Source organism: Streptomyces xanthii, assembly GCF_014621695.1.
Lineage (GTDB): Bacteria > Actinomycetota > Actinomycetes > Streptomycetales > Streptomycetaceae > Streptomyces > Streptomyces xanthii.
This window is the reverse complement of the sequence record NZ_CP061281.1, coordinates 1,006,495-1,031,497: the sequence shown is the minus strand read 5'-3', so window position 1 is coordinate 1,031,497 and position 25,003 is coordinate 1,006,495. Positions and strand designations below refer to the sequence as shown.

General features: G+C 72.4%; 19 protein-coding genes and 1 tRNA gene. 9 read left to right on the top strand and 11 right to left on the bottom strand.

Annotated features, from left to right (window positions below; all coding sequences use genetic code 11):
• Nucleotide 1: 1 nt before the first annotated feature.
• Nucleotides 2-2,083, bottom strand: coding sequence for an MDR family MFS transporter (locus IAG42_RS04980; protein ID WP_188335795.1), 2,082 nt, complete (start codon nucleotides 2,081-2,083; stop codon nucleotides 2-4).
• A gap of 72 nt (nucleotides 2,084-2,155) precedes the next feature.
• Nucleotides 2,156-2,650, bottom strand: a complete 495-nt coding sequence (locus tag IAG42_RS04975; protein WP_188335794.1) for a DUF309 domain-containing protein — start codon at nucleotides 2,648-2,650, stop codon at nucleotides 2,156-2,158.
• 119 nt (nucleotides 2,651-2,769) lie between these two features.
• Between IAG42_RS04975 and IAG42_RS04970 the strand changes: the two genes are divergently transcribed.
• Nucleotides 2,770-2,843: transfer RNA gene (locus tag IAG42_RS04970), tRNA-Pro, on the top strand.
• A gap of 118 nt (nucleotides 2,844-2,961) precedes the next feature.
• Here IAG42_RS04970 and IAG42_RS04965 read toward each other — a convergent pair.
• The gene (locus IAG42_RS04965; protein ID WP_188335793.1) at nucleotides 2,962-3,159 is read right to left on the bottom strand and encodes a hypothetical protein; all 198 of its coding nucleotides are present in this window, start codon (nucleotides 3,157-3,159) and stop codon (nucleotides 2,962-2,964) included.
• 623 nt (nucleotides 3,160-3,782) lie between these two features.
• Here IAG42_RS04965 and IAG42_RS04960 point away from each other — a divergent pair.
• Both IAG42_RS04960 and IAG42_RS04955 read left to right on the top strand, forming a co-directional pair.
• Nucleotides 3,783-7,130 carry a P-loop NTPase gene (locus IAG42_RS04960; protein ID WP_188335792.1) on the top strand — a complete coding sequence of 1,116 codons (3,348 nt, stop codon included), beginning with the start codon at nucleotides 3,783-3,785 and terminating at the stop codon, nucleotides 7,128-7,130.
• Nucleotides 7,120-7,974 carry a hypothetical protein gene (locus IAG42_RS04955; protein ID WP_188335791.1) on the top strand — a complete coding sequence of 285 codons (855 nt, stop codon included), beginning with the start codon at nucleotides 7,120-7,122 and terminating at the stop codon, nucleotides 7,972-7,974. Before IAG42_RS04960 ends, IAG42_RS04955 begins: the two co-directional genes overlap by 11 nt.
• Nucleotides 7,975-8,383: 409 nt before the next feature.
• On the opposite strand, the gene IAG42_RS04950 is transcribed toward IAG42_RS04955, so the two are convergent.
• From IAG42_RS04950 to IAG42_RS04940, 3 genes are all read right to left on the bottom strand, one after another.
• Nucleotides 8,384-8,791: an SHOCT domain-containing protein gene (locus IAG42_RS04950; protein ID WP_188335790.1), complete on the bottom strand. Its 408-nt coding sequence runs from the start codon at nucleotides 8,789-8,791 to the stop codon at nucleotides 8,384-8,386.
• Nucleotides 8,788-9,165, bottom strand: coding sequence for a carboxymuconolactone decarboxylase family protein (locus IAG42_RS04945; RefSeq protein WP_223205864.1), 378 nt, complete (start codon nucleotides 9,163-9,165; stop codon nucleotides 8,788-8,790). Before IAG42_RS04945 ends, IAG42_RS04950 begins: the two co-directional genes overlap by 4 nt.
• Nucleotides 9,166-9,237: 72 nt before the next feature.
• On the bottom strand, nucleotides 9,238-10,509 hold the full coding sequence (locus tag IAG42_RS04940; RefSeq protein WP_188335789.1) for a cation:proton antiporter domain-containing protein: 1,272 nt from the start codon (nucleotides 10,507-10,509) through the stop codon (nucleotides 9,238-9,240).
• Nucleotides 10,510-10,656: 147 nt separating this feature from the next.
• On the opposite strand from IAG42_RS04940, the gene IAG42_RS04935 reads away from it, so the two are divergent.
• Complete coding sequence (locus IAG42_RS04935; RefSeq protein ID WP_188335788.1) at nucleotides 10,657-11,064, top strand: DUF7144 family membrane protein; 408 nt, start codon at nucleotides 10,657-10,659, stop codon at nucleotides 11,062-11,064.
• A gap of 6 nt (nucleotides 11,065-11,070) precedes the next feature.
• On the opposite strand, the gene IAG42_RS04930 is transcribed toward IAG42_RS04935, so the two are convergent.
• Both IAG42_RS04930 and IAG42_RS04925 read right to left on the bottom strand, forming a co-directional pair.
• Entirely contained in the window at nucleotides 11,071-13,767 is a 2,697-nt protein-coding gene (locus IAG42_RS04930; RefSeq protein WP_188335787.1) for a LuxR C-terminal-related transcriptional regulator, read from the bottom strand.
• An 82-nt stretch (nucleotides 13,768-13,849) separates the two neighbouring features.
• Nucleotides 13,850-15,094 carry a PP2C family protein-serine/threonine phosphatase gene (locus IAG42_RS04925; protein ID WP_188335786.1) on the bottom strand — a complete coding sequence of 415 codons (1,245 nt, stop codon included), beginning with the start codon at nucleotides 15,092-15,094 and terminating at the stop codon, nucleotides 13,850-13,852.
• A gap of 246 nt (nucleotides 15,095-15,340) precedes the next feature.
• Between IAG42_RS04925 and IAG42_RS04920 the strand changes: the two genes are divergently transcribed.
• Entirely contained in the window at nucleotides 15,341-15,610 is a 270-nt protein-coding gene (locus tag IAG42_RS04920; RefSeq protein ID WP_223205863.1) for a hypothetical protein, read from the top strand.
• An 87-nt stretch (nucleotides 15,611-15,697) separates the two neighbouring features.
• On the opposite strand, the gene IAG42_RS04915 is transcribed toward IAG42_RS04920, so the two are convergent.
• The gene (locus IAG42_RS04915; RefSeq protein WP_223205862.1) at nucleotides 15,698-17,311 is read right to left on the bottom strand and encodes a PucR family transcriptional regulator; all 1,614 of its coding nucleotides are present in this window, start codon (nucleotides 17,309-17,311) and stop codon (nucleotides 15,698-15,700) included.
• Between the two features lie 181 nt (nucleotides 17,312-17,492).
• Here IAG42_RS04915 and IAG42_RS04910 point away from each other — a divergent pair, with 181 nt between their 5' ends.
• Genes IAG42_RS04910 through IAG42_RS04895 form a run of 4 tightly spaced genes read left to right on the top strand, consistent with a single transcriptional unit; the run spans nucleotide 17,493 to nucleotide 21,703 of the window.
• Entirely contained in the window at nucleotides 17,493-18,596 is a 1,104-nt protein-coding gene (locus IAG42_RS04910; RefSeq protein ID WP_188335783.1) for a carbamate kinase, read from the top strand.
• Nucleotides 18,593-19,744, top strand: coding sequence for an acetamidase/formamidase family protein (locus IAG42_RS04905; RefSeq protein WP_188335782.1), 1,152 nt, complete (start codon nucleotides 18,593-18,595; stop codon nucleotides 19,742-19,744). The genes IAG42_RS04910 and IAG42_RS04905 overlap by 4 nt, the downstream gene beginning before the upstream one ends.
• On the top strand, nucleotides 19,741-21,033 hold the full coding sequence (locus tag IAG42_RS04900) for an amidohydrolase family protein (protein ID WP_188335781.1): 1,293 nt from the start codon (nucleotides 19,741-19,743) through the stop codon (nucleotides 21,031-21,033). The genes IAG42_RS04905 and IAG42_RS04900 overlap by 4 nt, the downstream gene beginning before the upstream one ends.
• Before the next feature lie 22 nt (nucleotides 21,034-21,055).
• Complete coding sequence (locus tag IAG42_RS04895; RefSeq protein ID WP_188335780.1) at nucleotides 21,056-21,703, top strand: DUF1097 domain-containing protein; 648 nt, start codon at nucleotides 21,056-21,058, stop codon at nucleotides 21,701-21,703.
• A 123-nt stretch (nucleotides 21,704-21,826) separates the two neighbouring features.
• Here IAG42_RS04895 and IAG42_RS04890 read toward each other — a convergent pair whose 3' ends face one another.
• Together IAG42_RS04890 and IAG42_RS04885 are read right to left on the bottom strand one after the other, a co-directional pair.
• Nucleotides 21,827-23,296, bottom strand: a complete 1,470-nt coding sequence (locus tag IAG42_RS04890; RefSeq protein WP_188335779.1) for a YlbE family protein — start codon at nucleotides 23,294-23,296, stop codon at nucleotides 21,827-21,829.
• Entirely contained in the window at nucleotides 23,293-24,879 is a 1,587-nt protein-coding gene (locus IAG42_RS04885; protein ID WP_223205861.1) for a transcriptional regulator, read from the bottom strand. The genes IAG42_RS04890 and IAG42_RS04885 overlap by 4 nt, the downstream gene beginning before the upstream one ends.
• Between the last annotated feature and the right edge of the window lie 124 nt (nucleotides 24,880-25,003).

The window sequence follows — 25,003 nt, the reverse complement described above, 5'->3', positions numbered from 1 at the left end:
CCTAGGAGGGGCTGAGGATGCGGGCCGAACCGGGCCGCTGCGGCAGTCCCTGTGCCAGGTCCTCCACGAGCAGCCGCTTCGCGATCGTGTCCACCGCCGTCCGCAGGTCCTCACCCGGCGGCCGGCCCAGGTCCTCCTCGACCCGCGCGCTCAGCCAGTTGCCCCACGCCCGGTTGAACACCTCGGCCTCGCGCCGCCCCGCCGCCGTGTGCGAGAAGTACGAGCCCGTCCGGGTCAGATAGCCCTCGTCGACCATCCGCTGGAACACCGGCACCAGGACCTCGGGCGGCAGCCGCCGCCGGGCCGCGATCATCCCGAGGCTCGCGTGACCGACCATCCGGGTGAAGAACTCCACCTGCATCACCGCCCAGGCCCCCGCCATGTCGAGCCGCGAGTCCGAGGAGTCGAGGATCCGGCGCGCGGTGTCCAGGTCCGCCGACTTCACGATGGAGCTCACCGCCCGCTCCAGGACGCGCTCGGAATCGCTCGTCGTCGGCTGCGCGAAGCCCTCGCCCATGTCCGAGGAGCCCATCCGCGCACTGTCGCGCAGCGCCACCTGCTTCAGGAACAGCGCCACCACGAAACCGATCAGCGCGACCGGCACCGTCCACAGGAACACGGTGTGCAGCGAGTCCGCGTACGCGTCGACGATCGGCCCCTGCGCCGCCGCTGGCAACTGATGCAGCCCCTCCGGGCTCTGCGCCGCCCCGGCCAGCGTCGCCGGATCCACCCCGGTCCCCGCGCGGGCCGCCTCCGCGACGCCTTCCGTGAGGTTCGGCTTGAGGGAGTTCGCGTAGATGGTCCCGAACACGGCGGTGCCGAACGAGCTGCCGAGCGTACGGAAGAAGGTGACGCCGGACGTCGCCGTGCCCAGGTCCGCGTACTCCACGGTGTTCTGCACGGCGATCGTCAGGACCTGCATGCACAGTCCGATCCCGAGCCCCAGCACCAGCATGTACAGCGACGACAGCCAGGTGCTGGTCGACGGATCCATCAGGGACAGCAGATACAGGCCGAGCGCCATCACGAGCGAGCCGACGATCGGGAACAGGCGGTACTGGCCCGTCTTGCTCACCACGTTGCCGGAGAAGATGGACGCGGCCAGCAGACCGATCACCATCGGCAGCGTCCGCACGCCCGAGATCGTGGCCGAGTCCCCGTCCACGTACTGGAGATACGTCGGCAGGAACGTCATCGCGCCCAGCATCGCGAAGCCCACGATGAAGCTCAGCACCGAGCACACCGTGAAGACCGGGTTGCGGAACAGCCGCATCGGCAGCATCGGCTCCGCCGCCCGCGTCTCCACCACGCAGAACAGGCCGAGCGCCACGATGCCGCCCACGAACAGGCCGATGATGACCCCGGAGCCCCACGCGTACTCGTTGCCGCCCCAGCTCGTCGCCAGGATCAGCGCGCTCGCGCCGACCGCCACCAGGGCGATGCCCAGATAGTCGATGACCGGCCGGACCGCCGACTTCACGACCGGGATCGTGCGCGCCGCCGCGATGACGACGACGATCGCGATCGGCACGTTGACGTAGAACGCCCAGCGCCACGTCAGATGGTCGGTGAACAGGCCGCCCAGGAGCGGGCCGACGACCGTGGAGACGCCGAACACGGCGCCGATCGCGCCCTGGTACTTGCCGCGCTCGCGCAGCGGGATCACGTCGGCGATCAGCGCCATCGAGGTGACCATCAGGCCGCCCGCGCCGATGCCCTGCATCGCCCGCCAGGCGATCAGCAGCGACATGTTCGTGGCGAGGCCGCACAGGAACGAGCCCGTGATGAAGACGATCGCCGAGACCTGGAAGACGATCTTGCGGCCGAACAGGTCACCGAACTTGCCGACCAGGACCGTCGCCACGGTCTCGGCGAGCAGGTAGGAGGTCACGACCCAGGACATGTGGGCGGCGCCGCCCAGGTCCGAGACGATCGTCGGCAGCGCCGTGCCGACGATCGTCTGGTCCAGGGCGGCCAGCAGCATGCCGAGCATGATCGTGACGAAGACGACGTTGCGGCGGCGCTTGTCCAGAACGGGGGGCTGCGCCGCTTCGGCGGGGGGTGCGGCGGTGTCTGTGGTCACGTTCGCATCGTCACCCGTATGCGGGCTGTGCGCACGCGGGAACGGGCCGCACACCGACACGGCCTCGCGCCTCTACGGGGCGCTCGTGAGACCGGGGGCCTCGGCGGCCGGATCCACCGGGCCACCGGACTCCACCCGGTGCGCCAGGGCGTGGGCCCACTCGATCAGGGCCCGGGTGTTCAGGCGGGCCGGGGGTGTGCCCGGCCATGACTCCAGGGAGGCAGCGCCCCGGCGGAGCAGGCGCGCGCCTCCCTTCGTGTTGCCCCGCGCCGCGTGGGTGAGACCCACCGCCAGCTGGGCGAGCGCGCGCCACAGGGCCTCCTGCTCCGGCGGACCGGACTTCCACGCGTCCTCGAACACCTCGTGCGCGTGGAACGGCCGCCCCGCGTCGAGCAGCGACTGCGCCTCGGCGACCGTCTCCTCCGGAGTCCGCACGACGCCCTCCGGCTGCCGGGCCACCCCGGTGCTGCCGTAGGGGAGCGGTCGGCCCAGGCCGTCCCGCGGCCGGGCGTTGCGCGCCCTGCCCGTCTCGTCCCGGTCCCGGCCGGCGCCGCGCGAAGTGCTCATGTGCCGATTCTCGCCGACCCCGCCCCGAGGACGCCGAACCGGTTTCAAACCAGCCGTGAGCTTGGGGTATTGTTCTGTCTGTCGCCGCCGGAAGGGACCGCCCGGAAGGCAGTGGACATCGGGACGTGGCGCAGCTTGGTAGCGCACTTGACTGGGGGTCAAGGGGTCGCAGGTTCAAATCCTGTCGTCCCGACTCGAAAGAGTCGCAGGTCAAGGGCCGTTTCAGAAAGATCTGAAACGGCCCCTGACTCGTTTTTGGGGACCACTTGGGGACCAGCGCACTTGACTGACCGAAGCGCACCTTGACCGGGTCAAGGTGCGCCGCCCGCCCGGACGACGTCGTAGAGGTGGGTGCCGTGGGCCCATCGCTTCAGGTCCTCGCGGCCGAGGGTGATGAGGTCGTGCCTCTTGGCGAAGTCGCCCGCGGGTTTGATGAAACCGTTGAGCCCGATGGTGACGGCGTGGTGAGCACGGTGCTCGGGACGCGCGGTGCCGTTGAGCTGCTGCACAGCCGGGGATGAGACGGGCCGGCGCAGCTGCTCGCATGGGGCCACGGCGGTCAGTCCGTCGTGATCGACGGCTCGACGGCGAACTGCACGGTGCGCACGACCGAGGACGGCACCTTCGCTCTCTGGCTGGAGGAAGGTGCCCTGACCTTGCCCATCCAACCCTTGCCCTCCGGCGCGACGTGCGGGCGGATGCGTCCTCGGCCCGGGGTCAACCGAACGATGGACAGAACCGGGCGGATCTCTTGCCTAGTCTCTGGACCGATCACCTGAAGTGAATCGGGAGCAAGGGCCGAATGAGCACGCGACAGCCGACTTTGGCGTACGCCATGCTGAGGGCGTCGCGGCTCGTATCGCACGGTTTGTTCGCGTCTTTGCTCGCCCAGGTTCCTGCAAACGTCATTGGCTCGGGAGCGACCGTGCCGAGGCAGGAGGGGCGCGATGGCGCACGGTTGAATCCGCGAGCGACCGTGTCGGCGTATACGCGGTAGTGCCCGGCCAGTTACTCCCGTGCGTGCGCAAGCTGCCGCTGAGCTCGACCACCGTTCGAGCAAGGGCAAGTCTGGACAAGCGATTTCCCTGCGACTATGGGGTTAGCGCGGCCGCACGCGCTACTCTGGGCATGTATGGAATCTTCAATCCAAACCTTGCTCTCCAGGCTCGTGACGGGCCCTGCCTTCATGCTGCTGGGGCAGGCGTTGGAGGAGTTTCAGGCTGCCTCAGGTCCCGCGCGCTCGGTCGTTCCCAGCGCTGTGGAGTCGCTGAGCGACAACGCGGCGGCCGAGTACGAGCGCTTCGACCGGGAGGTCCGTGCTGTCGAGCCGCCGGAGTGGCTCTCCGAGGCCGCTCAGTATCCCTGGAACGGCGTCTTCACCTCTCGGATCGATTCATCCCTGCCGGACGTGTTCGTCAGCGAGTGGCGCAGAGTTGTTCCGACCGCCCAGGCGTTCCTCGGACGGCATCCACGCAGTGCCACCGAAATGCAGGTGCGGTACCTCTTCGGCGGGGTGGGGCTGCCCGAGGAGGAGCGGCCGCCGACGGACGTCATCCAGGAAGTCGAGTCCAAGGCGCGGGCCGCTGAGATGCTCCAAGTCTTGGCCGAGACACTGGCCACTCCACGCGGCGTGATCGTGATCGAGGGCTATCGGCCGGGTGATTGGCTGACGACGCAGGAGCTCTTCACTTTCGTTAACCGCCTGCAGCCGGGGCAGGCCCACCTGTTTTCCGTGACGGAGGCCTTGCGCGAAGACACATTCGTACGTGCGGCGATCGACCGGGGCATGCTGGTCGCGCACAGCGAGACCTTCAGTGCCGTGCTGAACGAACTGGAAACGTCAGGTCGCTTTCAGCGGATGTCGGCTGGCCGGGCGATGGCAGGGCAGCGACTCATCCCGATCGGCGATGGTTTCGCCGAGGTGGACGTCAACACGTGGAACCGGGTGATCGGCGCAGCGCGCCCGGTGGACAACGAGCTGTTGGAACCCTTCCCGTCCGCCTCGTCGGCCCTGAAGTACCAGCGCTTCCGCACGTTTCTTGGGGCGAGCGAGGGCTCTCCGCCCTGGAAGGCGGTGGCGAGCGGCTACAACCTGCGCCGGGACTTCGAAGAGGTTCTGCTCAGACGTGTGCAGAGCAGTCTCGACGAGTTGTCGATGCCGGAACCCATCGTCATCGCCGGGCAGACCGCGACCGGCAAGACCATAGCGCTGTGCTCGCTCGCTCTGCAGGTGGCACGCTCCGGTCAGGCCGCCGTTCTCCACCGGTCACGCCGCGGGGACCGGCCGACGCTCGCTGACATCGACGCCTTCGCTTCCTGGGCCGACGAGAACCACGCGATCCCCACACTGCTCGTGTGGGACGGCATGGTCGACATAGACGAGTACTACACGCTGCAAAGGCAGTTGCGCTCCAGGGGCCGGCGCGTACTCATCGTCGGAAGCAGCTATCTCCCCCCTCAGCACGTCAAGAAAGTCATCCGGGTCGATTCGGGTCTCAGCGAGGCCGAGGTCGCGCGAGTCAAGGACTGGCTCCCTGCCTTCGCCGTCCCGGTTCCCGATGACATCGGCGGGAAACTCGACTCTTCGTTCCTCGCACTGCTCTACCGGGTACTGCCGGAGACGGAGCGCGGTCTGCGCCGTGGCTTGACGATGGAGATGCGCGAAGCCGAGATCGGCTTGGAGAAGCTTTCCAAGGCAACCGAGGAGACCGGCTCGTCCCGCCTCGGGGCGATCGCACAGGCGCTGGCCGACGCCGGGTTCGACATCGACGCGCTGGCGCCCTCGGAGCGCCCGCACGCCGAGCTCATCGACCTCTCCTTTGAGGAGAGGAGCTCCACCGAGCGGCTCACCTCGATGGTGCTCGTCGCGGGGCGCAGAGGTCTCCTCGTACCGCTGGAACTCGTGCTGCGCATCCTCGGCCGGGAAGGATCGAGCCGCATCGTCGAACTGGTGCGGAACTTCGACATTTTCCGCTGGACCGAGGACGAGAGGGGCAGCCAGTACCTGGGAGCGCGGACGCAGCTCGAAGCCGAACTGCTGGCCCGTGAGGACCTGAACGTCCGCACGGAGGTTGAGGTCACGGGCCAGATGATCGAGAACCTGCGGCCCATGCCTACCCGTGGGGGAGGGGAAGAGGTCCAGTTCATGGTCGATCTGATGGAAGGGATGGGCCCGCAGTCCCGGGATTCGACCCGCTACGCGGAGCACTACCTTGACCTCGCCAACGCGTTCGTACACCTGCGGGAGGGGCGCGGTCTGGCACACCACAGGTTGGTGCTGCTGGAGGCCAACCTGACTCGCGAGCACGTGCTGTGGGCACAGAAGCACAATGTGAGCAGCTCCGCCGAACGAATCGAGCTACTCCGCCACGTACAGCGCCTACTCGAAGTCACGATCGAGGAGGCCGACGCCTCTCCGCGCTCGCGACTCAACCTGCTCGTGGAGCTTGCGAGTACCGACGGTGCCCAGGTGTTCGAACTGTCACAGCGCGGCGAGCCGTCGAACGCGTCCGCCATCTCGGCACTGATGAGCGAGGTGACACGGGCGGCCCTGTCGGCGAGGGCGTACGACCCGGAGAATGTCTATCCGGTGGACGTCGTGGCGTGGACCACGAGGCGCGCGGTCGAGACGGGGGTGCTCTCCGAGGAGACACGGATCGACCTGCTTGCTAACGCCCAGGCGTCCCTGGATTCGATCGATCCGGGCACGCTTAGCCCCGCCCAGCGCGCCACGTACGACCAGCGGCGCGTGGAAATGGCGCGCATGCTCAACGATAAGGCTCTGGAAGCTAAGCACCTCGCGGCGCTAACGGAGAACAACGATCCGGCCGCCTACTATTTCTTGGCCCGATCGGCCGCACGGCGCGGGCCGGAAGGCGTAAAGGTGGCGGTTGAGTCCCTGTTGCGCGCGTCGATCGAGGTCCGAGCTGACTGGCGCTGCTCGCGGTTGCTGCTCGATCTCTTCTGGGAGCTGAAGACCGGAAAGCCGTTCCTGCGCGGTGAACGTCAAGTGCTCGCCTTCACGGAGGCGGACTGGAACGAGTGCCTCCGCATCACCGACGCCATCCCTGTCGCAGGCGACTTCGATCGCTATCGACTGGACTTCTTGCGTGGTCTGAGCCTCTTCCACCTCGGTTCCTACCGGGCCTCGGAGGAAGTGTTCCGCAGACTCGACCGGGAATCCCAGGACTTGTCGTCCCGTATCGTCTCCACCTACCTCGCGTCGGGGAGTGACGGCAAGGCCTTGCTGTTCACCGGCAGGGTTGTCTGGGCGACTCCGGACGGCAGGCGGGGCATCGCATGGGTGGACCAGCTCCGCATCGAAGTCCCCTTCATTCCGCAACGCTTCTCGGTCACGGACTTCCGCAGGAAGGGAGACATCCTTCCCTCATTCCACATCGCGTTCAACATGCGAGGAGCACTCGCGGATCCCATCCGCGCGGCGCACCGAGGGGAGAGACGGACACCTGATGCACAATGAGCTGGAACGGTTCAAGCGGTCGTGTCTCACTCTGTCTCAGCACAGGCGGCTCTGCACGGGTGAAGAGCTGCACATCCCCGCGCCGGACGCGTGGCCGGCGCACGTGCGCAGCGAGGGCGACCTCGAACGTCTCGTCTCCGCCGCGTACAAGCTGTGGCGCGAGAAGTGGAAGCTGGACATCGGTTTCCTGCTCGGTGATCGCAGGACTGGTGGGGCAGCATGGGACTTCGACAACCTGATCTATCACCTGCGTACGGCTCGGCAGCATACGGACAACGCCCAGGCGACCGCACGTTGGGCGGCGTGGACGCGGGATTCCTCAGGCGGACACGAGCCTGCCGGCGAGGACGACTGGGCTGCCTGCGGCCAGGCTCTTATGGCATCGCTCAACAGCGCGATCGAGGCCCTCTACAAGCTGGCCGCCGCGGGCCGGAGTAGCGAGCCGTTCCGGCGGGGATGGCATGCGAAGGTTTCGGAGAGCGTCCAGGCCGTCGTTGCCAGGGTCGCCGCGGATCTCGGCCTACATTTGCACCCCAAACGTCGCGACTACTACGTGCGCGAGGTGGAACGACTCTGGAGCAGGCACCGGCTACGGCCCGGAGAGCTGGCCGTGGACGTGCTGGCCTCTTTCGCCGAGCGCGTTCTCGTCTCCGAAGTGGGGACGTTGCCGTGCGACTATCAGTTGATACTCGAGGAGCTGGACGTGCTCGCCACGGCCGATGCGGTCGCCGTCCTGCGGCTGGCCCACTCTGTGGCCGAAGTCTCAAGGGCTCGTGGTGAGGCTTTCCTCAAGCTGGTCGGCTCCACATGGGTGACATTGCGGCTGGACGACGCCTCGTCGTAGACGAGCGGACTCGCGGTAACCCGTGAGGGAGTTCCAGGCGAATATGTCGCCCTTCGGGGCCGTAGGTCCAGGTGCGGACCAGCTGCTGTCATCGTGTTCGTCCAAGCTCACTCCAGCCGCTGGTCCTACTTGCACCCCTGGGGACCAGATGGGGACCACACGATATGCGCGACAGTGCACGACGGACGTTCCCACCCACAACTTGCACCCGGATTAAGTCCGCTATATCCAGAAAAAACCCTCGACCCTCACTCCTGGGGGTCAAGGGGTCGCAGGTTCAAATCCTGTCGTCCCGACTCGAAAGAGTCGCTGATGAGGGCCGGTTTCGGAGCAATCCGAAACCGGCCTTCGTCGTTGCGTCGTCCGGCTCAAGAGGGCCGCGCACGCGCGGTGTTGGCGCGTGGCGGGCTCAGTGCAGGATCTTCTCCTTGGCCCGCTCGAACTCGGCGTCGTCGATGTCGCCCCGGGCCCGGATGTCGGAGAGTTTGGCGAGTTGGTCCACCGTGCTGTCGGCTTCCGCCCCGCTGCCCGCGGTCGCGCGGATGTACTCGTCGACGGCCTCCCGGTGGGCGCGGGCGTGCTCCGCCTCGCGCTTGCCCATGCCACGGCCCCGGGCGAGCGTGTAGACGAACACACCGAGGAAGGGGACCACGACCACGAAGACGAGCCAGGCGGTCTTGGCGATCCCGCTGAGCTCGTCGTCCCGGAAGATGTCGCCGATGATCCGGAAGAGCAGGACGATCCACAGGATCCACAGGAAGATCCACATGACCGTCCAGAACGCCCCGAGGACCGGGTAGTCGTAGGCCAGATTCATGTCGTAGCTCCTTCGTCCTCGTCCCCGCCGTCCGGCAGGGGCAGCAGGTGCAGTCCGAAGGCGTCCCCGATGCCGTGCGCCGCGGTCACCACGCGGGCGCTGCCCACCACGGGGGCGATGGCCACGAGGGTGCCCTGGATCCGCGCCGGCGGCACACCGATGTCCTCGGCGGCGCCCAGGTTGAGCAGGTACGAGGCGGGGGCGGCGCCCATCGCCACCAGCGCGGCTATGCGGGTCAGCAGGTAGGTCTCCGGATCGAGGCCGGATTGTTCGTACGCGCCGTCCGTCATCCGCATCAAGGTGTCGAGCACGGGCCGGTCCGGCCGGGTGTCGTCGGTGTCGGGTGCGGTCTGTGCCGCAGGGTCATCGGCCACGTCGGTTCTCCTCGTCGCTCAGCTGTCCGACCGACTGCTCCTCCACCATCACCGCGTCCGGTCCGGCGCGCCTCACCCCTCACGGGTGACCGGGCTGCCGCGGGCGGCGGCCCGCTCGATCCAGCGGCCGTACCGGTCGGCGAGACCGACGGCCGAGAAGCCGTGGAGCAGGACGCTCAGCGCGACGGTGGCGGCGACCACCTCGGCCAGCAGCCCCACACCGGGGACCCGCTCCTCCAGGACCAGCAGCCCGAGCACCACGGACGCCAGACCGCGCGGCCCGAACCAGCCGATGTACGCCACCGTGGGCAGCCGGAGCCCGCTGCCCGCCAGTGCGAGCGCCACCGGCAGCATCCGGACGACGGTCAGGCTGAGCACGGCGTAGCCGACGACCCTCCAGCTCAGGTCGTCGAGCACCGGCCCGAGAAGCACCGCGCCGAACACCAGGAGGCTCAGTGAGGCCAGGAGTCCGCCGAGCTGCTCGGCGAACGAGGCGGTGTCGCCGGGCCCCTCCCGCTGCCCGGTGGCATCGGCGCCGCCCGGCCGGAAGCGCCGCTCGGCGAGACCGAAGGCGAAACCGGCGATCCAGGCGGAGATGAACCCGCTGCCGTCCACCACGACACCCAGTCCGTACGACACCGCCGCGACGGCCGGGACGAACAGCGGCGCCCACTCCCGCGACACCCACCCCCGGGCCCGTGCCGCCCCCAGCAGCACCCCTCCGGCCGCGCCGGCCAGCGCGCCCAGCACCGTGCTCAGGACGAGCGCCCGCCAGAAGACACCGGCCGCACCCGTCTCGGCGGCGGACGTGCCGGGGATGCCGGCCAGGAAGAGGACGAAGAAGGGCAGCACCATGCCGTCGTTGAGGCCGCTCTCCACATTGAGCCCCTGACGTACGCGCGCCGGGACCCGCGGACTCGTCATGGCGGTCTTGCCGAGGGCCGCGTCCGTCGGGGCCAGGACGGCTCCGACCAGGGCGAGTTCCCACACGGACAGTCCGGGGAGCAGGGGCCAGGCCAGCAGCCAGCCCGCGCCGATGGTCAGCGGCAGCCCGATGCCCAGCAGCCGGCCCGGCAGGAAGCCCCCGGACCGCAGGTCCCGGGGGCGCACGGTCATGGCGTCGGTGAAGAGGATCAGCGCGAGCGCCGCCTCGAGCAGGGTCAGGATCGCCCCGGCGTCGTGCCCCAGGTCGATGACGTCGAGCACGGCCGGTCCCAGGAGCACTCCGCAGCCGGTGAACACCATCGCCGACGACACGTGCGTGGGGGCGAGCCTGCGCGAGACCAGTACGTAGGCGGCCGTGACGCCGGCCGCCGCCACACCGATCCACGCGTCACCGCTCACCCGGCCTCCAGCCCTCGGGCTCTCAGGACAGCAGCGCACCGGCCGGTGAACCTCACCCGCCACGGGTGAGTGCTCCCGGCCGTGGCGGGCCCACGCTCGAAGAGACCGAGCCGGCTGCGACAGCGCACGGCAGAGTGAGGAAGAGCCATGGCTACGACGACCCACCAACACTCGGACACGGCCCGGACGGCGGCGAGCGGACTGACCGTGTTCGCCGCCGTCCTGCTGATGATCGCCGGTGTCCTCGACCTGCTCCGCGGGATCATGGCGATCGCGGAGGACGACGTCTACGTCACGACCCCCAACTACATCTTCCAGTTCGACCTGACCGGCTGGGGCTGGATCCAGCTGGTCCTCGGCGTGATCGCCGTCCTCGTGAGCCTGGGCCTCTTCGCCCGCGCCACATGGGCGCGGATCGTCGGCGTGGGCATCGCGGGACTGCTGATCATCGCCAACTTCCTGTCGATCCCGTACTACCCGTTCTGGTCCCTGACCCTGATCGCGCTGTACGCCTTCGTCATCTGGGCGCTGTGCGTGGTGCCGCGGGAACCCTGAGCGGCGTCACAGCAGACGCAGCTCCCGGGCCCGGCGCACGGCCTCACCGCGCCGGGCCGCCGCGAGCTTGCGGTAGATGTTCCGCAGATGGGTCTTGACCGTGTTGACGGACAGGAACAGTTCGGTGGCGATCTCCTCGGTCGACATCATCTGGGCCAGCCGCTCCAGGACCTCGAGCTCGCGGTCGCTGAGCGGCTCCACGACAGGGGCGGGGGCGGACCCGCCGGGTTCCGTCGGGGGTTCCTCGGGGAGCAGGCAGTCCGGGAGCCAGGTGTGCGTCCGGGCCAGTGCGGGCCGGCGGCCGAGGACGGTCCGGAGCCAGGGGCCCGCTTCGAGGAAGGGGCGTCTGAGCCGCTCGGGGCGCGCGAGCGCCAAGGCGCGGGCGACCAAGTGCCCGGCCGTGACGCCGTCGCCCCGCGCACCGGCCACCTCGGCCCGCACCAGCAGCGACCGGACGGTCAGCGCCGGCCCGTGGCCGTCGGGGCCGGGCAGCGCCTCGACGAGAGAGCGTGCCGCGTCGCCGTCGCCCGACGCGAGACGGGCGCGGGCCGCGGCGATCGTGTGTTCCGGCCGCGCGTCCTGGCACCGGGCCAGCACGTTGACGGCGTCCCAGGGACGTCCCCGGGCCAGGTGCGCGGTGGCCGCGGTGACCGCGACCTGGGTGTCCACCCAGGCCGGGGGGGCCACGGCGGACGGAGGCTCCCGTACGTCGCCGAGGGCGTGGAGGGCCTCGACCGGGTCCCCTCCGGCGGACAGCAGCCGGGAACGCGTCACGGCCAGCCAGGACGCGACGACCGCGTCGTGGGAGGAGGACGGCGGGGACGCTCGGTGCACGTGGGCGCGGGCGGAGGCGAGATCGTCGCGCTCGATGTCGACGGACGCCAGCACCAGCGGCCCCAGGGCGGTCCGGCCGGAGGGCGGGAGGCCGGACCGGTCGCCCTCGGTGATCGCCTGCAGCGCGTGCGCCTCGGCCCGGCCCGGCCAGCCGTCCAGGAACTCGATCAGGGCCAGCCGGCCCAGGCAGTCGTGCCGGAGGGAGGCGGTGGAGGAGGCGCCGGACGCCCGCACCGCGGCGGTCAGCGCCGCTCGGGCCGGCGCGAAGCGGCCCGCCCACAGCTGGGCCGAGCCCAGCGCGGACAGCCGCAGCACCCGTAGCTCGGGATGGGCCGCCAGCCGCTCCGCCACGAGCTCCCGCCCGGCGAGCTCCTCCGCCCGCCGGTCGGCGGACTCGGCCAGGGCCGACGAGCCGAGCTGCCGGCCCGCGAGCACCCGCAGCGTCGCGAGGGTCAGATGGGCGGCCGCCGCGTCGTCCGTCCCGGCGGGAGGCAGCAGTGACTCGGCACGTCCCAGACCGGCGAGCGCCCGCTCGGCGTCGTGCCGGGACAACGCGCGGGCGGCGCGGACGAGCTCGGCGGCCGGACCCGGGGTGTCCGGCGGCATCGCGGCGAACAGCGAGCCGAGACGGGCGGCGTCGGGGCCCGTGAGCAGCCGGCCGATCGCCAGCTCGTGGACGACCCGGCCCGCCGCGAACGCCCAGTCTCCGGCCTCGGCCGCGTGCGGCAGCGCCTCCGTGAGCAGTCCGGCGTCGCTCAGCCAGCGGGCTGCGGTGCGGTGCAGTTCCCGTACCGACCCGGGACGCCCGAGGGACAGGCGCGCCCGGAGCACTTCGGCGAACAGGGGGTGCAGCCGGTACCCGGAGCGGCCCGCCGGCTCGACGAACGCGTTCGCGCGCCGCAGCTGTGCCAGCACGGCGGCGGCGTCGTCCCGTCCGGTCAGGGCGTTCGCCAGGCCGGGACGGATCCGCTCGCAGACGCAGGTCCGCAGCAGGAGGTCCCGGCCCGCGGGGGACTGGGCGTCCAGCACCTCGGACACCAGGTAGTCCGCGACGGTGCCCTGCCACGTCTCGGGCGCTTCCAGCGCGGCCCGCGGGTCCTCGGTCCGCAGCGCGTCGAGGATGCCGAGCCGGAGCCCCGCCGCCCAGCCCTCCGTCCGTGCGGTGAGCGAGCGTGCCGCCTCGTCCGGCAGGGGCATGCCGTGCCGGCGTGCGAGTTCGGCGGTCTCCTCGGGCAGGAACGCCAGGTCGGCGGCGCGGAGGTCCGTCATCTCCCCGGCGGCGCGGTACCGGTGCAGGGGCAGCGGCGGCTCGGTGCGGCTGAGGAGGACCAGGCGCAGGCCTCCGCCCGCGTGCCGCAGCACCGTGTCCAGTTCGCCGGCGACCTCCGGCGAGGAGATCCGCTCGCACTCGTCCAGGACGAGGATCACCGGCTCGGTCCGGCTGTTCAGGTACGCCGCGAGCCGGGTCAGGACGGAGTCCTCGGCCTCGCCGGGCCGCGCGGGTCCGGGGAGGCCGCCGGACGGGGTCAGACCGTGGTGGCGCAGGGCCGCGAGGACGTAGGTCCAGAAGTTGCCCGGGTCGTTGTCCCCGGACTCGACGGTCAGCCACACCACCGGGCCGGACGGAGCGCAGGTCCGCGCCCAGTCGGCGACCAGCAGGGTCTTGCCCGCGCCCGCCGGGCCGCTGACCAGCGTCAACCGGTCCGGACCGGCCTGGGCCCGGGTGAGTCGCTCCGTCAGGCGGGTCCTGCGGACGAACGTCGCGGGGACGCGCGGGGTGGTGAACCGGGAGGCGAGCACAGCCTCGCCACTCGGTGTCAGGGCCCCGGCGGCGCCGTCGGCGGCGCCGCCGCGGGATGCGTGGGACATGACACTCACCACGTTGGCAGAACCGGCCGCGGAGTCAAGTCGGGCAGCCGCCGGACCCGGGCGGGGCCGCCCGGGCACGGGTTCACAGGCGGATGATGACCAGCGCCGTGTCGTCGGTGCTGCCCGTGGGCGGCAGGAGGTCGGCCAGGAGCGCGTCGGCCATCTCCTCAGGGCCGCTGCCGCCGTGCCGGACGAGTGAGTCCGCGAGGCGGGCCAGGCCGACGTCGATGTCCTCGTCACGGCGCTCGATCAGGCCGTCCGAGTACAGGACCAGGACCGCCCCCTCCGTGAAGGCCGTACGGGCCTGGGGCCGGGGTACGTGTTCGGGGCGGGCGCCGAGCGGCGGATCGGTCGCCCGGTCGAGGAAGGTCACCGAGCCGTCGGGGTGGAGCAGCGCGGGCGGCGGGTGGCCGGCGCTGCTGTAGGCGAGGGTGTGGGTGTCCCAGTCGACGTAGACCTTCACCACCGTCGTCGACTGCGCGCCGGGGACGTGCCGGGCGTACAGCCCGAGCGCGTCCAGGGCCCGGGCCGGGCCGTCGGCGACCCGCGCGGCCGCGCTCAGCGCACTGCGCAGCTGCCCCATGACGCAGGCGGCCTCCAGGCCGTGGCCGACGACGTCCCCGACGGCGACCGCGATGCGGTCCCCGTGCAGGTCGACGAGGTCGTACCAGTCGCCGCACACGTTGAGCGCGCCGACGGCGGGCCGGTAGCGCACGGCCGCGCGGTGGTGTCCGACCGGCGTCGGCGCCGGCAGCATCGCGGCCTGGAGGGCCAGCGCGACCTCGCGCTCACGGGCGTGGGCCCGGCGCAGCCGCTCGTTGACCTCCTGGAGCTCCCGGGAGCGGGTGTAGAGCTCGGCCTCCAGGGCCTCGCCCCGCCGCCCGTCCCCGTCTTCGCCCGTGTCCGCGCCGCGGCCGGCGCGGACGAGCTCGGTGATCTCCTCGACCCGGTGCACGATCAGCGTCACCTCCCCGTCCGCGTCCAGCACGGGGGCGTTGACCGGGCTCCAGTAGTGCTCCACCCAGTGTCCGGGCCGTGCGGAGTCCTCGATGTCGTAGCGCAGCAGGGCCATCGTCTCGCGCTCGCCGGACGTCACCACGCGCAGCATCGACGCCTTGGTCTCCTGCATTCCGGCCGCCGCCGGATCGTTCGGGTTCTCGGGGAAGACGTCGAAGATGTAGCGGCCCAGTAGCTGCTCGCGGGTGCGGCCGACCAGCCGGAGGAAGTCCTCGTTGGCATCGGCGTACACGAGGTCAGGGGTCAGCAGCGCCACCATGCCGGGCAGCGCGCGGAAGACCGCCGCGTAGTCGATCTGCGGGTCCTTCATGTGCTGCCACCTCGGCACGGGCCGTCCATGCGTTGAGATTCCACGATATGAGGGGACGCGCCGTGTCACCTGCCCAGACGTCCGGGAGGAGGCCGGTGCGGCCGCCCCGTCGGCCGTTCACGTGCCGGTACGGACCGCTCAGGGGGCGCGCGTTCCGGGGAATCGCGCCACCATCGAAGGAAGGGCACAAATGTGTCGAAAGAGCGAAGAAAGGGGAAGGCCGTGAGGGTAATGCTGACCGTTCAGATGGACACTGAGCGGGCGAACAAGGCGATCACGGACAACAAGCTCCCCGAGATCATGAAGTCGGCGCTGGAGCGGCTCGCTCCCGAGTCCGCGTACTTCGGGGCCAAGGACGGGGTGCGCACCGCCTTCCTCGTGTTCGACCTGAAGGAGCTGTCCGACATCCCCGTCATCTGTGAGCCCTTCTTCCAGGAGATGGGGGCCAAGGTGAACATCATCCCCGTCATGTCCCAGGAGGACCTGCAGGCCGGACTGAGCAAGCGCGGCGGCTGAACCCGGGCTCCCCGGCGACGCCCGCCGGGGAGCCGAGAAGAACCGGTGCGACGGGGACCGCCGCCTCGCCCGGCGCCGGCGTTCGCCTCAGACGCGGGCGCGCGCGGCCAGCAGGCGGTGGGCGTGCACGGCCAGTTCGGTCTGGAGCCGGGTCATCGGGTCCCGGTCGAAACCGCCTGTGAGGCGCTCGATCTGCTTGAGGCGGTAGCGCAGGGTGTTGTAGTGGATGTGGAGGCGCTCGGCGGCCTCCACCCCGTTGCGGTCCCGGGCCAGGTACACGCCCAGACTGTGCACGAGGCTGCCCTCGTGCGCGGAGTCGTACGCGATCAGCGGCCCCAGGGCCTCCTCGACCAGACGGCGCAGCTCCCGCGCCGGCAACTGGTCCAGCAGCCGGTACACGCCGAGGTCCCGGTGCTCGCACACGAACGTGCCGCCGTACAGCTCACGGCCCAGGGCGAGCGCGGCCTGCGCCTCGCGGTAACTCAGGTGCAGATCCGCGAAGTCCGCCTGCACGCCGCCCGCCCCGACCCGCACCCGCGCCGCGGGCAGCGCCGTCGACACCGCGTCGAACACCGCCCGGCACACGTCCCGCAGCGCCCCGCCCGGCTCGACCAGCAGCGCCAGGCCCGACGGCACGCCCCAGCCGATCGCGCGCGGCCCGACCACGGCCCGCACGAACGGCAGCAACCGCTCCTCGGCCGGCCGCTCGGACGGCGGCGCCGACGCCGACGCGCTCAGCTCCACCAGGACGGCCGCGCGCGGCACGTCCAGCTCCCAGCCCATCGCGGTGGCCCGGCGGGCCGTCTCCGTGGGGTCCTGCGGGCGCCCCGAGACGAGCTCCGTGAGCAGTAGCGCCCGGTAGCGGCGCTCCCGGCCGGCCACCGCCCGCTCCTGCGCCGCGACCATCGCCGCCAGCGTCGCCGCGTGTTCCAGCGCCGCCAACTGGCCCTCCGTGGGCGGCTGCGCACACCACAGCGCGACCCGTCCCGCCGCAACGCCCGCTCCCTGCACCCCGATCGCCCGCTCGGCCGTCGGCGTGCAGTCCTGCGGCGGCCCGCCCGCGCCCGCCAGCAGCGTCCCGTCCGGGCCGAGCACCGCCGCCGGGCAGTCCGCCAACTCGGCCAGCGCCCGCGTCAGTTCCTGGTAGGAGCCGTCCCGCAGCGCGGCCGTCGCCAGCCGCTCGTGCACCTCCTGGGTGCGCTCCAGGGTCAGCGCCCGCCGGTTCAGGACCGTGCCGATCACCTCGGCGAGGACATCGTTGAACATCACCTCGCCCGGCAACTCCAGCACCGGGAAACCGAGTTCGTCCGCCGCCCGCAGCAACGGGTCCGGCAGCCGCGGCAGATACGGTCCGATCTTCACACCGAGCCCCGCCAGTCCGCGACCGGCCAGTGACGGCACGAGCGCCGCCAGCGCCTCCTCGTCGTCGCGCAGCGCGTACGCCGTCGTCAGGAGCAGTTCGCCGCCGCGCATCCAGCGCACGATGTCCGGTACTTCCATGATGTTCGCGACCCGGATCACCCGGTCCGCGCCCCGGCCGCCCGCCACGAGCCGGGCCCCGGCCAGGCAGGGCAGCCCGAGCGCCTCCGCGACCGTGATCCCGGACGCGGGAGGGCGTCTCGCGGGCGCGGGGGCGGGTGTGAGCGGGGGGACCTCCGCCGCGCTCACCTGGGCCTGGACGTGCACTCGGAAGGCTGGCACGCCCTCCACTATGAGCACCCCCCGAGACGCTGTAAATGCGGATCACGAGGGAAATCGGATGCTTACACGCCGGAAACGGGCGGGCGGCGCGGGCCCTGTCACCGGGCGTCAACGAGGGGCCCCGGCCGCTGGCGTCCGTTGCCCATGACCTGCTGGTCGGGCCGTTCCTATGGTGACCGCCATGCCTGACTCCCTCCCGCTGGGCGCCGTCCCCGCAGCCGTGACCGTCGTGGCGATCGGTGGCAACGCCCTGCTGCGCGGCGGGCCCGGCGCGACCATGGCCGAGCAGTTCGACGCGGCCAGGACGCCGGCCGCGCCGCTCGCCGAACTGGCCGCCGGCGGACGGCGCCTGCTCGTCACGCACGGCAACGGCCCCCAGGTCGGATTCATCCAGCGCCGCTCCGAACTGGCCGCCGCACTCGCGCCCGAACTCCCGCGCCTCGACCTCGACATGTGCGTCGCCGACTCCCAGGGCTCCCTCGGCCACATCCTCGCCACCGCCCTCGGCGCCCGGCTCCGCGCCCGCGGCCTCGGCGACCGCGTCGCCGCGCTGCTCACCCACACCGTCGTCGACCCCGCCGACCCCGCCTTCGCCCACCCCACCAAGCCCATCGGCTCCTTCCACACCGAACAGGAGGCGCGGGAGCTCGCCGCCCGGCACGGCTGGAGCGTCGCCGAGGACGCGGGGCGCGGCTGGCGCCGCGTCGTGCCCTCGCCCGCGCCCCGCCGCGTCGTCGAGGAGGCCGCGCTCACCGCACTCCTCGACCGGGACCAGATCGTCGTCGCGGGCGGCGGCGGAGGCATCCCCGTCGTCGAGGAGCCGGGCGGCGGCTACCGCGGCATCGAGGCCGTCATCGACAAGGACGCCACCTCCGCCCTGCTCGCCGCCCGCCTCGGCGCCGAACTCCTCGTCATCACCACCGGCGTCGGCCGCGTCGCCCTCGACCACGGCCTGCCCACCGAACGCCCCGTCGGCCTCCTGACCGCTGCCGAGGCACGACTCCACCTGGACCAGGGCCAGTTCCCACCCGGCAGCATGGGCCCCAAGATCGAGGCGGCCCTCGCCTTCCTGCGGACGTCCGGCCCCCGAGCCCGCGTCCTGATCACGTCACCGGTGGCGCTGCCGGAGGCGCTGGCCGGAGCCGGCGGCACCTGGATCCACCCGGGTCCCGCCGCTCCGGCCACCGGCGCCCCCGCACCCGCACCACCGCCGCCCCCGGACATTCCCGCGCCCGAACGCGTCACCGGCCCCGTACCGACCGCCGCTCAGGGAGATCCTCGATGACCCGTCAGCTCGCCGCACCCGAAGGCCGTCACCACCTGCGCACCACGCCCGAGAACGCCCGCTGGGGGACACTGCCCGCGCCCGGAGACCGGGCCGTCCTGACCGTCCGGGACGGGGACACCGTCACCGTCGACTCCGTGTCGCACGAGGGGATCCTGGAGGACCAGGGGCGCGACCCGGTCAGCTTCTTCGGGGCCTACGGCGTCCCCGAGCACGCCGTGCCCGCCGACGCCCGCGACATCGCCGCCTCCGGCATGCCCCGCGACGCGGAGGAGCACGGCCCGCACGTCGTCACCGGCCCCGTCGCCGTCACCGGCGCCGCACCCGGCGACCTCCTCAAGGTCGAGGTCCTCTCCCTGTACCGGCGCACCGACTACGGCATCGTCTCCAGCCGGCACGGCCGCGGCGCCCTGCCCGCCGCCCACCCGGACCCCGCCCACCCCTGCACCGGCGTCACCCGCCGCATGCCCTGCGGCACCGTCTCCACGTACACGACCGTCGAAGTCGACAGCCGGGGACGCGAGTTCGGACTGCTGCCGTACGGGGACCAGGGGCGGCGCGCGCGGTTCCCGCTGCGGCCGTTCATGGGGATCATGGGCGTCACCCCGGCGCACGAGACGCCGCTGAGCACCGTGCCCCCGGGCCGGCACGGCGGCAACCTCGATGTGAAGGTGCTCGACACCGGCAGCGCCCTGTACCTGCCCGTCCAGGTCGAGGGCGCCGGATTCACCACCGGCGACCCGCACTTCGCACAGGGCAACGGCGAGGTCGCCCTCACCGCGTTCGAGGCACCGCTGCGCGCCACGTTCCGGCTCAGCGTCCTCAGCGGAGCCGCCGCCCGCAGGGCCGTCGGCCTGATCGACACCCCGTTCGGCGAGACCGGCACCCACTGGGTCGCCATCGGCCTGAACGAGGACCTGAACCAAGCGATGCGGGACAGCGTCCAGGTCGCCCTGCGCTTCCTCACCACCCGCGTCGGCATGGACCCCGCGAGCGCCTACGCCTATCTGAGCGCGGCCGCCGATCTGGAGGTCTCGCAGGTCGTCGACCAGGTGCAGGGCGTCCACTGCCTGATCCGCAAGTCCGACTTCGGGGACGTCCCGAGCCTCGGCGACGAACCCGCCGAGGCGCTGGAGGTGCGCGCGTGAACCGTCTGCTGCTGCGCCGGGCCCGCGTCGAGGACGCCACCGGCCTCTCCGACATCCTCGTCACCGACGGCCGGATCGCATCCGTGGGGCCGACCGGACCCGGAGGGCCCGACGCGGAAGGCCCGCACGTCGTCGACTGCGCCGGACGCGTCGTCCTGCCCGGATTCGTCGAGGCGCACATCCACCCCGACAAGGCCTACCTCGACGGGCGGCGCGCCCCGCGCGGCCCCGCCCTCGCCGACGCCATCGCCGTCACCCTCGAACTCAAGCGGGAGTTCACCCACGAGGACGTCACGGCCCGCTCCCGGCGGGCCGTCGAGGCCGCGATCCAGGCGGGCACCACCACCCTGCGCGCCCACCCCGACGTCGACCACGTGCAGGGCCTCCTCGGCGTCGAAGTGCTGCTCGAACTGCGCGAGGAGTACCGGGAGTTCATCGACATCCAGATCGTCGCCTTCCCCCAGGAGGGCATCTGGCGCTCGCCCGGCACCGAACAGCTCCTGCGCCGCGCGCTCGCCGCCGGCGCCGACGTGGTCGGCGGCTGCGCCTACCAGGAGGACTCCGTGGAGCTGTGCCGCCGCCACGTCGACCTCGTGCTCGACCTCGCCGCCGAACACGGCGTCCCCGCCGACCTGCACGCCGACTTCGCCGACGACGCGAGCGACACCCGCTACGCCATGGCCGAGTACGTCGCCGACGCCACCCGTGCCCGCGACCTCGGCGGCCGGGTCGCCCTCGGCCACATGACCTCGCTCGCCGCCCGCCCCGGACCCGAGCGGGCCAAGGTCCTGGGCGCGCTCGCCGACGCCGGCGTCGCCGTCGTCCCGCTGCCGGCCACCGACCTCCACCTCGGCGGCCGCACCGACCGCCATCCCGTGCGCCGCGGCATCGCCCCCGTACGCGAACTGTGGGAGGCCGGGGTCCTCACCGCCACCGCCTCCAACAACCTCCGCAACGCGTTCACGCCGTACGGCACCGGCGACCTGCTCGACATCGCGCTGCTCCTCGCCCAGACCGGGCATCTGCACGGACCGGCCGATCTGCGCCGGGTCCTGCGCATGGTGACCCACGACGCCGCCCGCGTCGTCGGGATCGCCGACACCTACGGCGTCCGCGCGGGCGCCGCCGCCGATCTCGTCGTGCTCGACACCACCCGCTACGACGACATCGTCCTGGACCGCCCCGACCGCGCCTACGTGATCAAGGCAGGCCGCGTCGTGGCGCGCACCACCCGAACCCGCACGCTGATCGACCCGCCCACCGCACCGCCCGGCCCTCCGGGGCCCTGATCCCAGCGAAGTGGAGCCCGTCATGCGTGAACGCGTACCGCACGAGATCGTCGCGTCGATCCTGGCCGCCACCACCGCCTTCGTCGGCGGCACCGCACTGCACCTGCCGCCCTGGGCGATCTTCGTCCCCTGGGCGGCGATGTTCCTGATGGGCGGCCCCAGCATGGAAGGGGCGAAGAAGCTCTGGCCGGCGATGGTGGCCGGATCGAGCTTCGCCCTCGTCATCGTGCTCGTCGAGCAGCGGGCGGGGACGGCCCTCGGAGAGGGGCAGTTCGCCCGCAACCTGATGCAGGCCCTGGTGATCCTCGTCGTGAACTCGGCCCTCATGTACACGGGCCGCACGAAGCTCTTCACGCTCATCCCCGGCATGTTCTTCGGCTTCGCCTGTTACTTCGCCACGTTCTTCGGCGGCTTCGGCTACGACCCGGGCAACCCGTGGGCGGCCTGGGTGTGCGTCGTCGCCATGAACGCCCTCGGCCCCGTCTACGCCTACCTCTCGATGAAGCTGACCTTCCCGGTCACGCAGATGCCGGACCTGCCCGCGGCGGCCGGCCGCACGGAGGGACCGGGCGGCGAGGCCGGCCCGCGGGAGACGGCTCAGGCGGCGGAGAGCGCGGAGACGGCCGCCGCGGACGCCGGGCGGGCCGCGGTCCGGCCCGAGACTCCCTGATCCGCTCCCCACCCGATGGCCAGGAGGCCCTGGGCGCGGGGCGGCGCCCAGGACACTCCGGCCGTCAGCCGCGGCGGACGGCCCCGCACGCGCCGCCGCCCCGGTGACGTCCTCGCCGCTGGCTCACACCGCCGGCGCCCGCTCGCGGCCGTGCTCCGGGCCGTGCTCCGGTTCCGGTCCCGGTCGCTGTTCCGGTTCCGGGAACGCCCGCAGTGCCCCGGTGAAGCACTCCATCGGGGCGTGCGTGAGGCCCGCGCCGATCTGGCCGATGCCCGGCTCCCGGTGCGCGATCCCGGTCGTGATCACCGGTTCGATGCCGGTGTCCACCACGGCGCGTACGTCGATCCCGAGCGGGCTCCCCTCGAAATCGAGCCCCGGCAGCCGCAGTTCACGGTGGCGGCCCACCGTGATCCGGCCCATCCGCACGCTCGTCGCCCGGGCCCCGCGCGGCGTCCCGCCGACGAAACCGACGATGGCCGGCGCCGCCGCGAGCGCGAAGCCGCCGAGCCCGTACACCTCCGTCACCGCGCTGTCCCCGATGTCCGGGTTGGCGTCCGAGGGCCCGTAGCCGGCGAAGTACAGGCCCTCGACGACCGCCGCCGGCGCCGTGTGCCAGGCGGAACCGCCGCCGCTGACCCGGATGCCGACCTCCACGCCGTTGCGCGCGAACGCCGTCACCAGCGTCGAGTGCGGCACGCCGTGCCCGGCGAGCGTCGCCGTCTTGGCCGCCGCCATCGAGAAGTTGAGGAACCAGTACGTGTTGTCCTGGAGGAAGTCGAGCGCCTCCACGCCGCCGAGGTCCGCCTGCCGGGCGAGCGCCGGGGCCATGGCCCGCAGCAGCAGGGCACTGGCCGCCGTGTTCCGGCTGTGGCACTCGTCGCCCATCTGGAGCGCCTGCGCGGTCAGCGAGCGCAGGTCGACCGGCTCGGGCAGCGAGTGCAGCGCCGCCTTCAGGCTCGGCGCGAGCCGCTCGCCCATCCAGCGCAGCCGCGCCAGGACGTCATCGCCCAGCGCCCCGTAGCGCAGACAGCGCCCGGCACCCTCGTTCAGATTGCTGTACGCGCGCCTGCCGGTGCCCGCGTCCTCCACGACGAGCAGCGGCATCGACGGCGAGACGATGCCCGCCATCGGCCCGACCGCGTCGTGGTCGTGGCAGGGCGCGAACGCGATGCCCCCGGACGCGGCGAGCCGCTCCGCCGCCTCCGGCGTGTCCGCCCAGCCCTCCAGCAGGGCCGCGCCCACCACCGCGGCGCGCATCGGGCCGCACATGCGCTCCCACGCGATCGGCGGCCCCGCGTGCAGCAGCACCCGCTCCGGCCCCGCCAGCACGGGCAGCGCCTCACGCGCCGTCACGACGTCCGTCCACAGCGGCCGTACGTCCAGGACGCGGCGCAGCGCCTCCTCGTTGGCGGCGTCGACGAGGGGGTGCGCCGTCAGCCGGGCGAGCTTCGCACCCAGCACGGGGTCGGCCCCGGCGGGCGGCCGCCAGTCGAGCGGCGTGACACGGGCGCCCGCCGCGCGGGGCGCCGCACCGAAGGAGTCCAGCCCCACGGTCACGACGTGCGGGTCCGCTCCGAGCAGAGATGCGGTCATCGGTTCCTCCGGTCGGACGGCGTGCCGCAGGGCACGGGGGCGAACGCGGCGGCGAGGGCGTCGGCCGCCGTCGTACTGCTGTCGAGGACGGTGACGCCCACGTCGCGCAGGGCTCGCACCTGCCCGTCGAGGCCCTGCGGATCGTCCGGGGTGCCGACCACGAACGCCACGATGTGCGGCAACCGCGCACCGGAGACCGCGCGTTCCTGAGCGACGACGTCTGCCACCGCGCCCGCCGGGTCCGCGCCGGCCCCGTACCCGAGGACGACGTCCACGACCACCACGGCCGTCGACGGGTCGCGCAGCGCAGCCGCCAGCCACGGGGCGCGCACCGCGGGGTCGATCATCGGGTGCGGGCGCCCGGCCGTGAACAGGTCGTCGCCGAGGTCGAGGACCACATGGGAGCCGGGCAGCCGGGGCGCCTCGCCCGGCGCGGGCGGCCGCGCGTCCGTGTCCGCCTTGACCCCGGCGGCCTCCAGGCGCAGCCGTGCCTCGTACGCGAACGTGCCGCCCGCGTACAGGGCCCGCAGCAGGCGCCGTTCACCGGCCGGTGGGGAGAGGGGAGCCGGGACGGGCGCGGGACCGTCGAGACCGGCGGCGATCCGGGCCGCGTCGCGCAGGCTGCCCGCCACGCTGACGCCGGGCGGCGCGTCGGGCGCACCGCCCAGGAACGCGGCGACGACGGGCTTGCCGGTGCGGGCCGCGTGCGCGAGGACCGCGCGGGCCACACCGGGAGCGGGCGGCTTCGAGACCAATACGATCGTCTCCGTCGCGGGATCGGCGGCGAGCACGTCGAGCGCGTCGCGCATGCACGCACCGCCGACCTCCTCCGACAGGTCCCGCCCGCCCACGCCGATGATCTGGCTGACGCCGGTCCCGTACGCCTGGAGCAGCGTCGACACCTGCTGAAGTCCCGTGCCGGACGCGCCGATCAGACCGACCGGTCCGCGCCGCACCGCGTTCGCGAAGCCGAGGGGGATCCCGTCGAGCACGGCCGTGCCGCAGTCGGGCCCCATCATCAGCAGGCCCCGCGCATGCGCCTCGCGCTTGAGCGCGACCTCGTCCGCGACGGGCACGTTGTCGCTGAACACGAAGGCGTGCATGCCCAGGCGGAGCGCCTTGAGCGCCTCGGCCGCCGCGTACGCGCCGGGCGTCGATATGACGGCCAGACGCGGGGTGCCCGGCACCGTGGCGAGGGAGCGGTGCGGCTCGTCCTCGTCCTCGCGGGCGCCCGCACCTCCTGCGCCGTGCGCGTCGTCCGGGCGGCCCTGTGCCAGCAGCCGGTCGGCCTCCTCGACGGCCCGGGGCACGGCGTCGGGCGGGCAGCGCAGCGCGATCAGCAGGTCGTTGGGGCGGGCCGCGGCGCCCTCGGCGGCGAGCAGCCCGGCCGCCTCCACCTGCTGCCGGTTGGCGGGCGTGGCCATCACCAGACCGGCCGCCGCGATCCCGGGCAGCGTGGTCAGCGCGCTCGCGATGCGCATCAGCGCCACGGAGTCGACGTAGGTGTCGGCGCGGACGAGATTGTGGACCTCCGGCGCGCACGCCGGGGCTTCGGGGGGTGTCATCTGTGCGGGTTCGACCATGCTGCCGACCGTAGGCCGGGCCCCCCGGGGCCTGTCTTGGTCGCGGCCTGCCACATCGCGGCCGGAAGGCTCGGTACCGGCTGACAATGACGGCCCGGGACCTGGAGAAATCCGGATGCCCGCG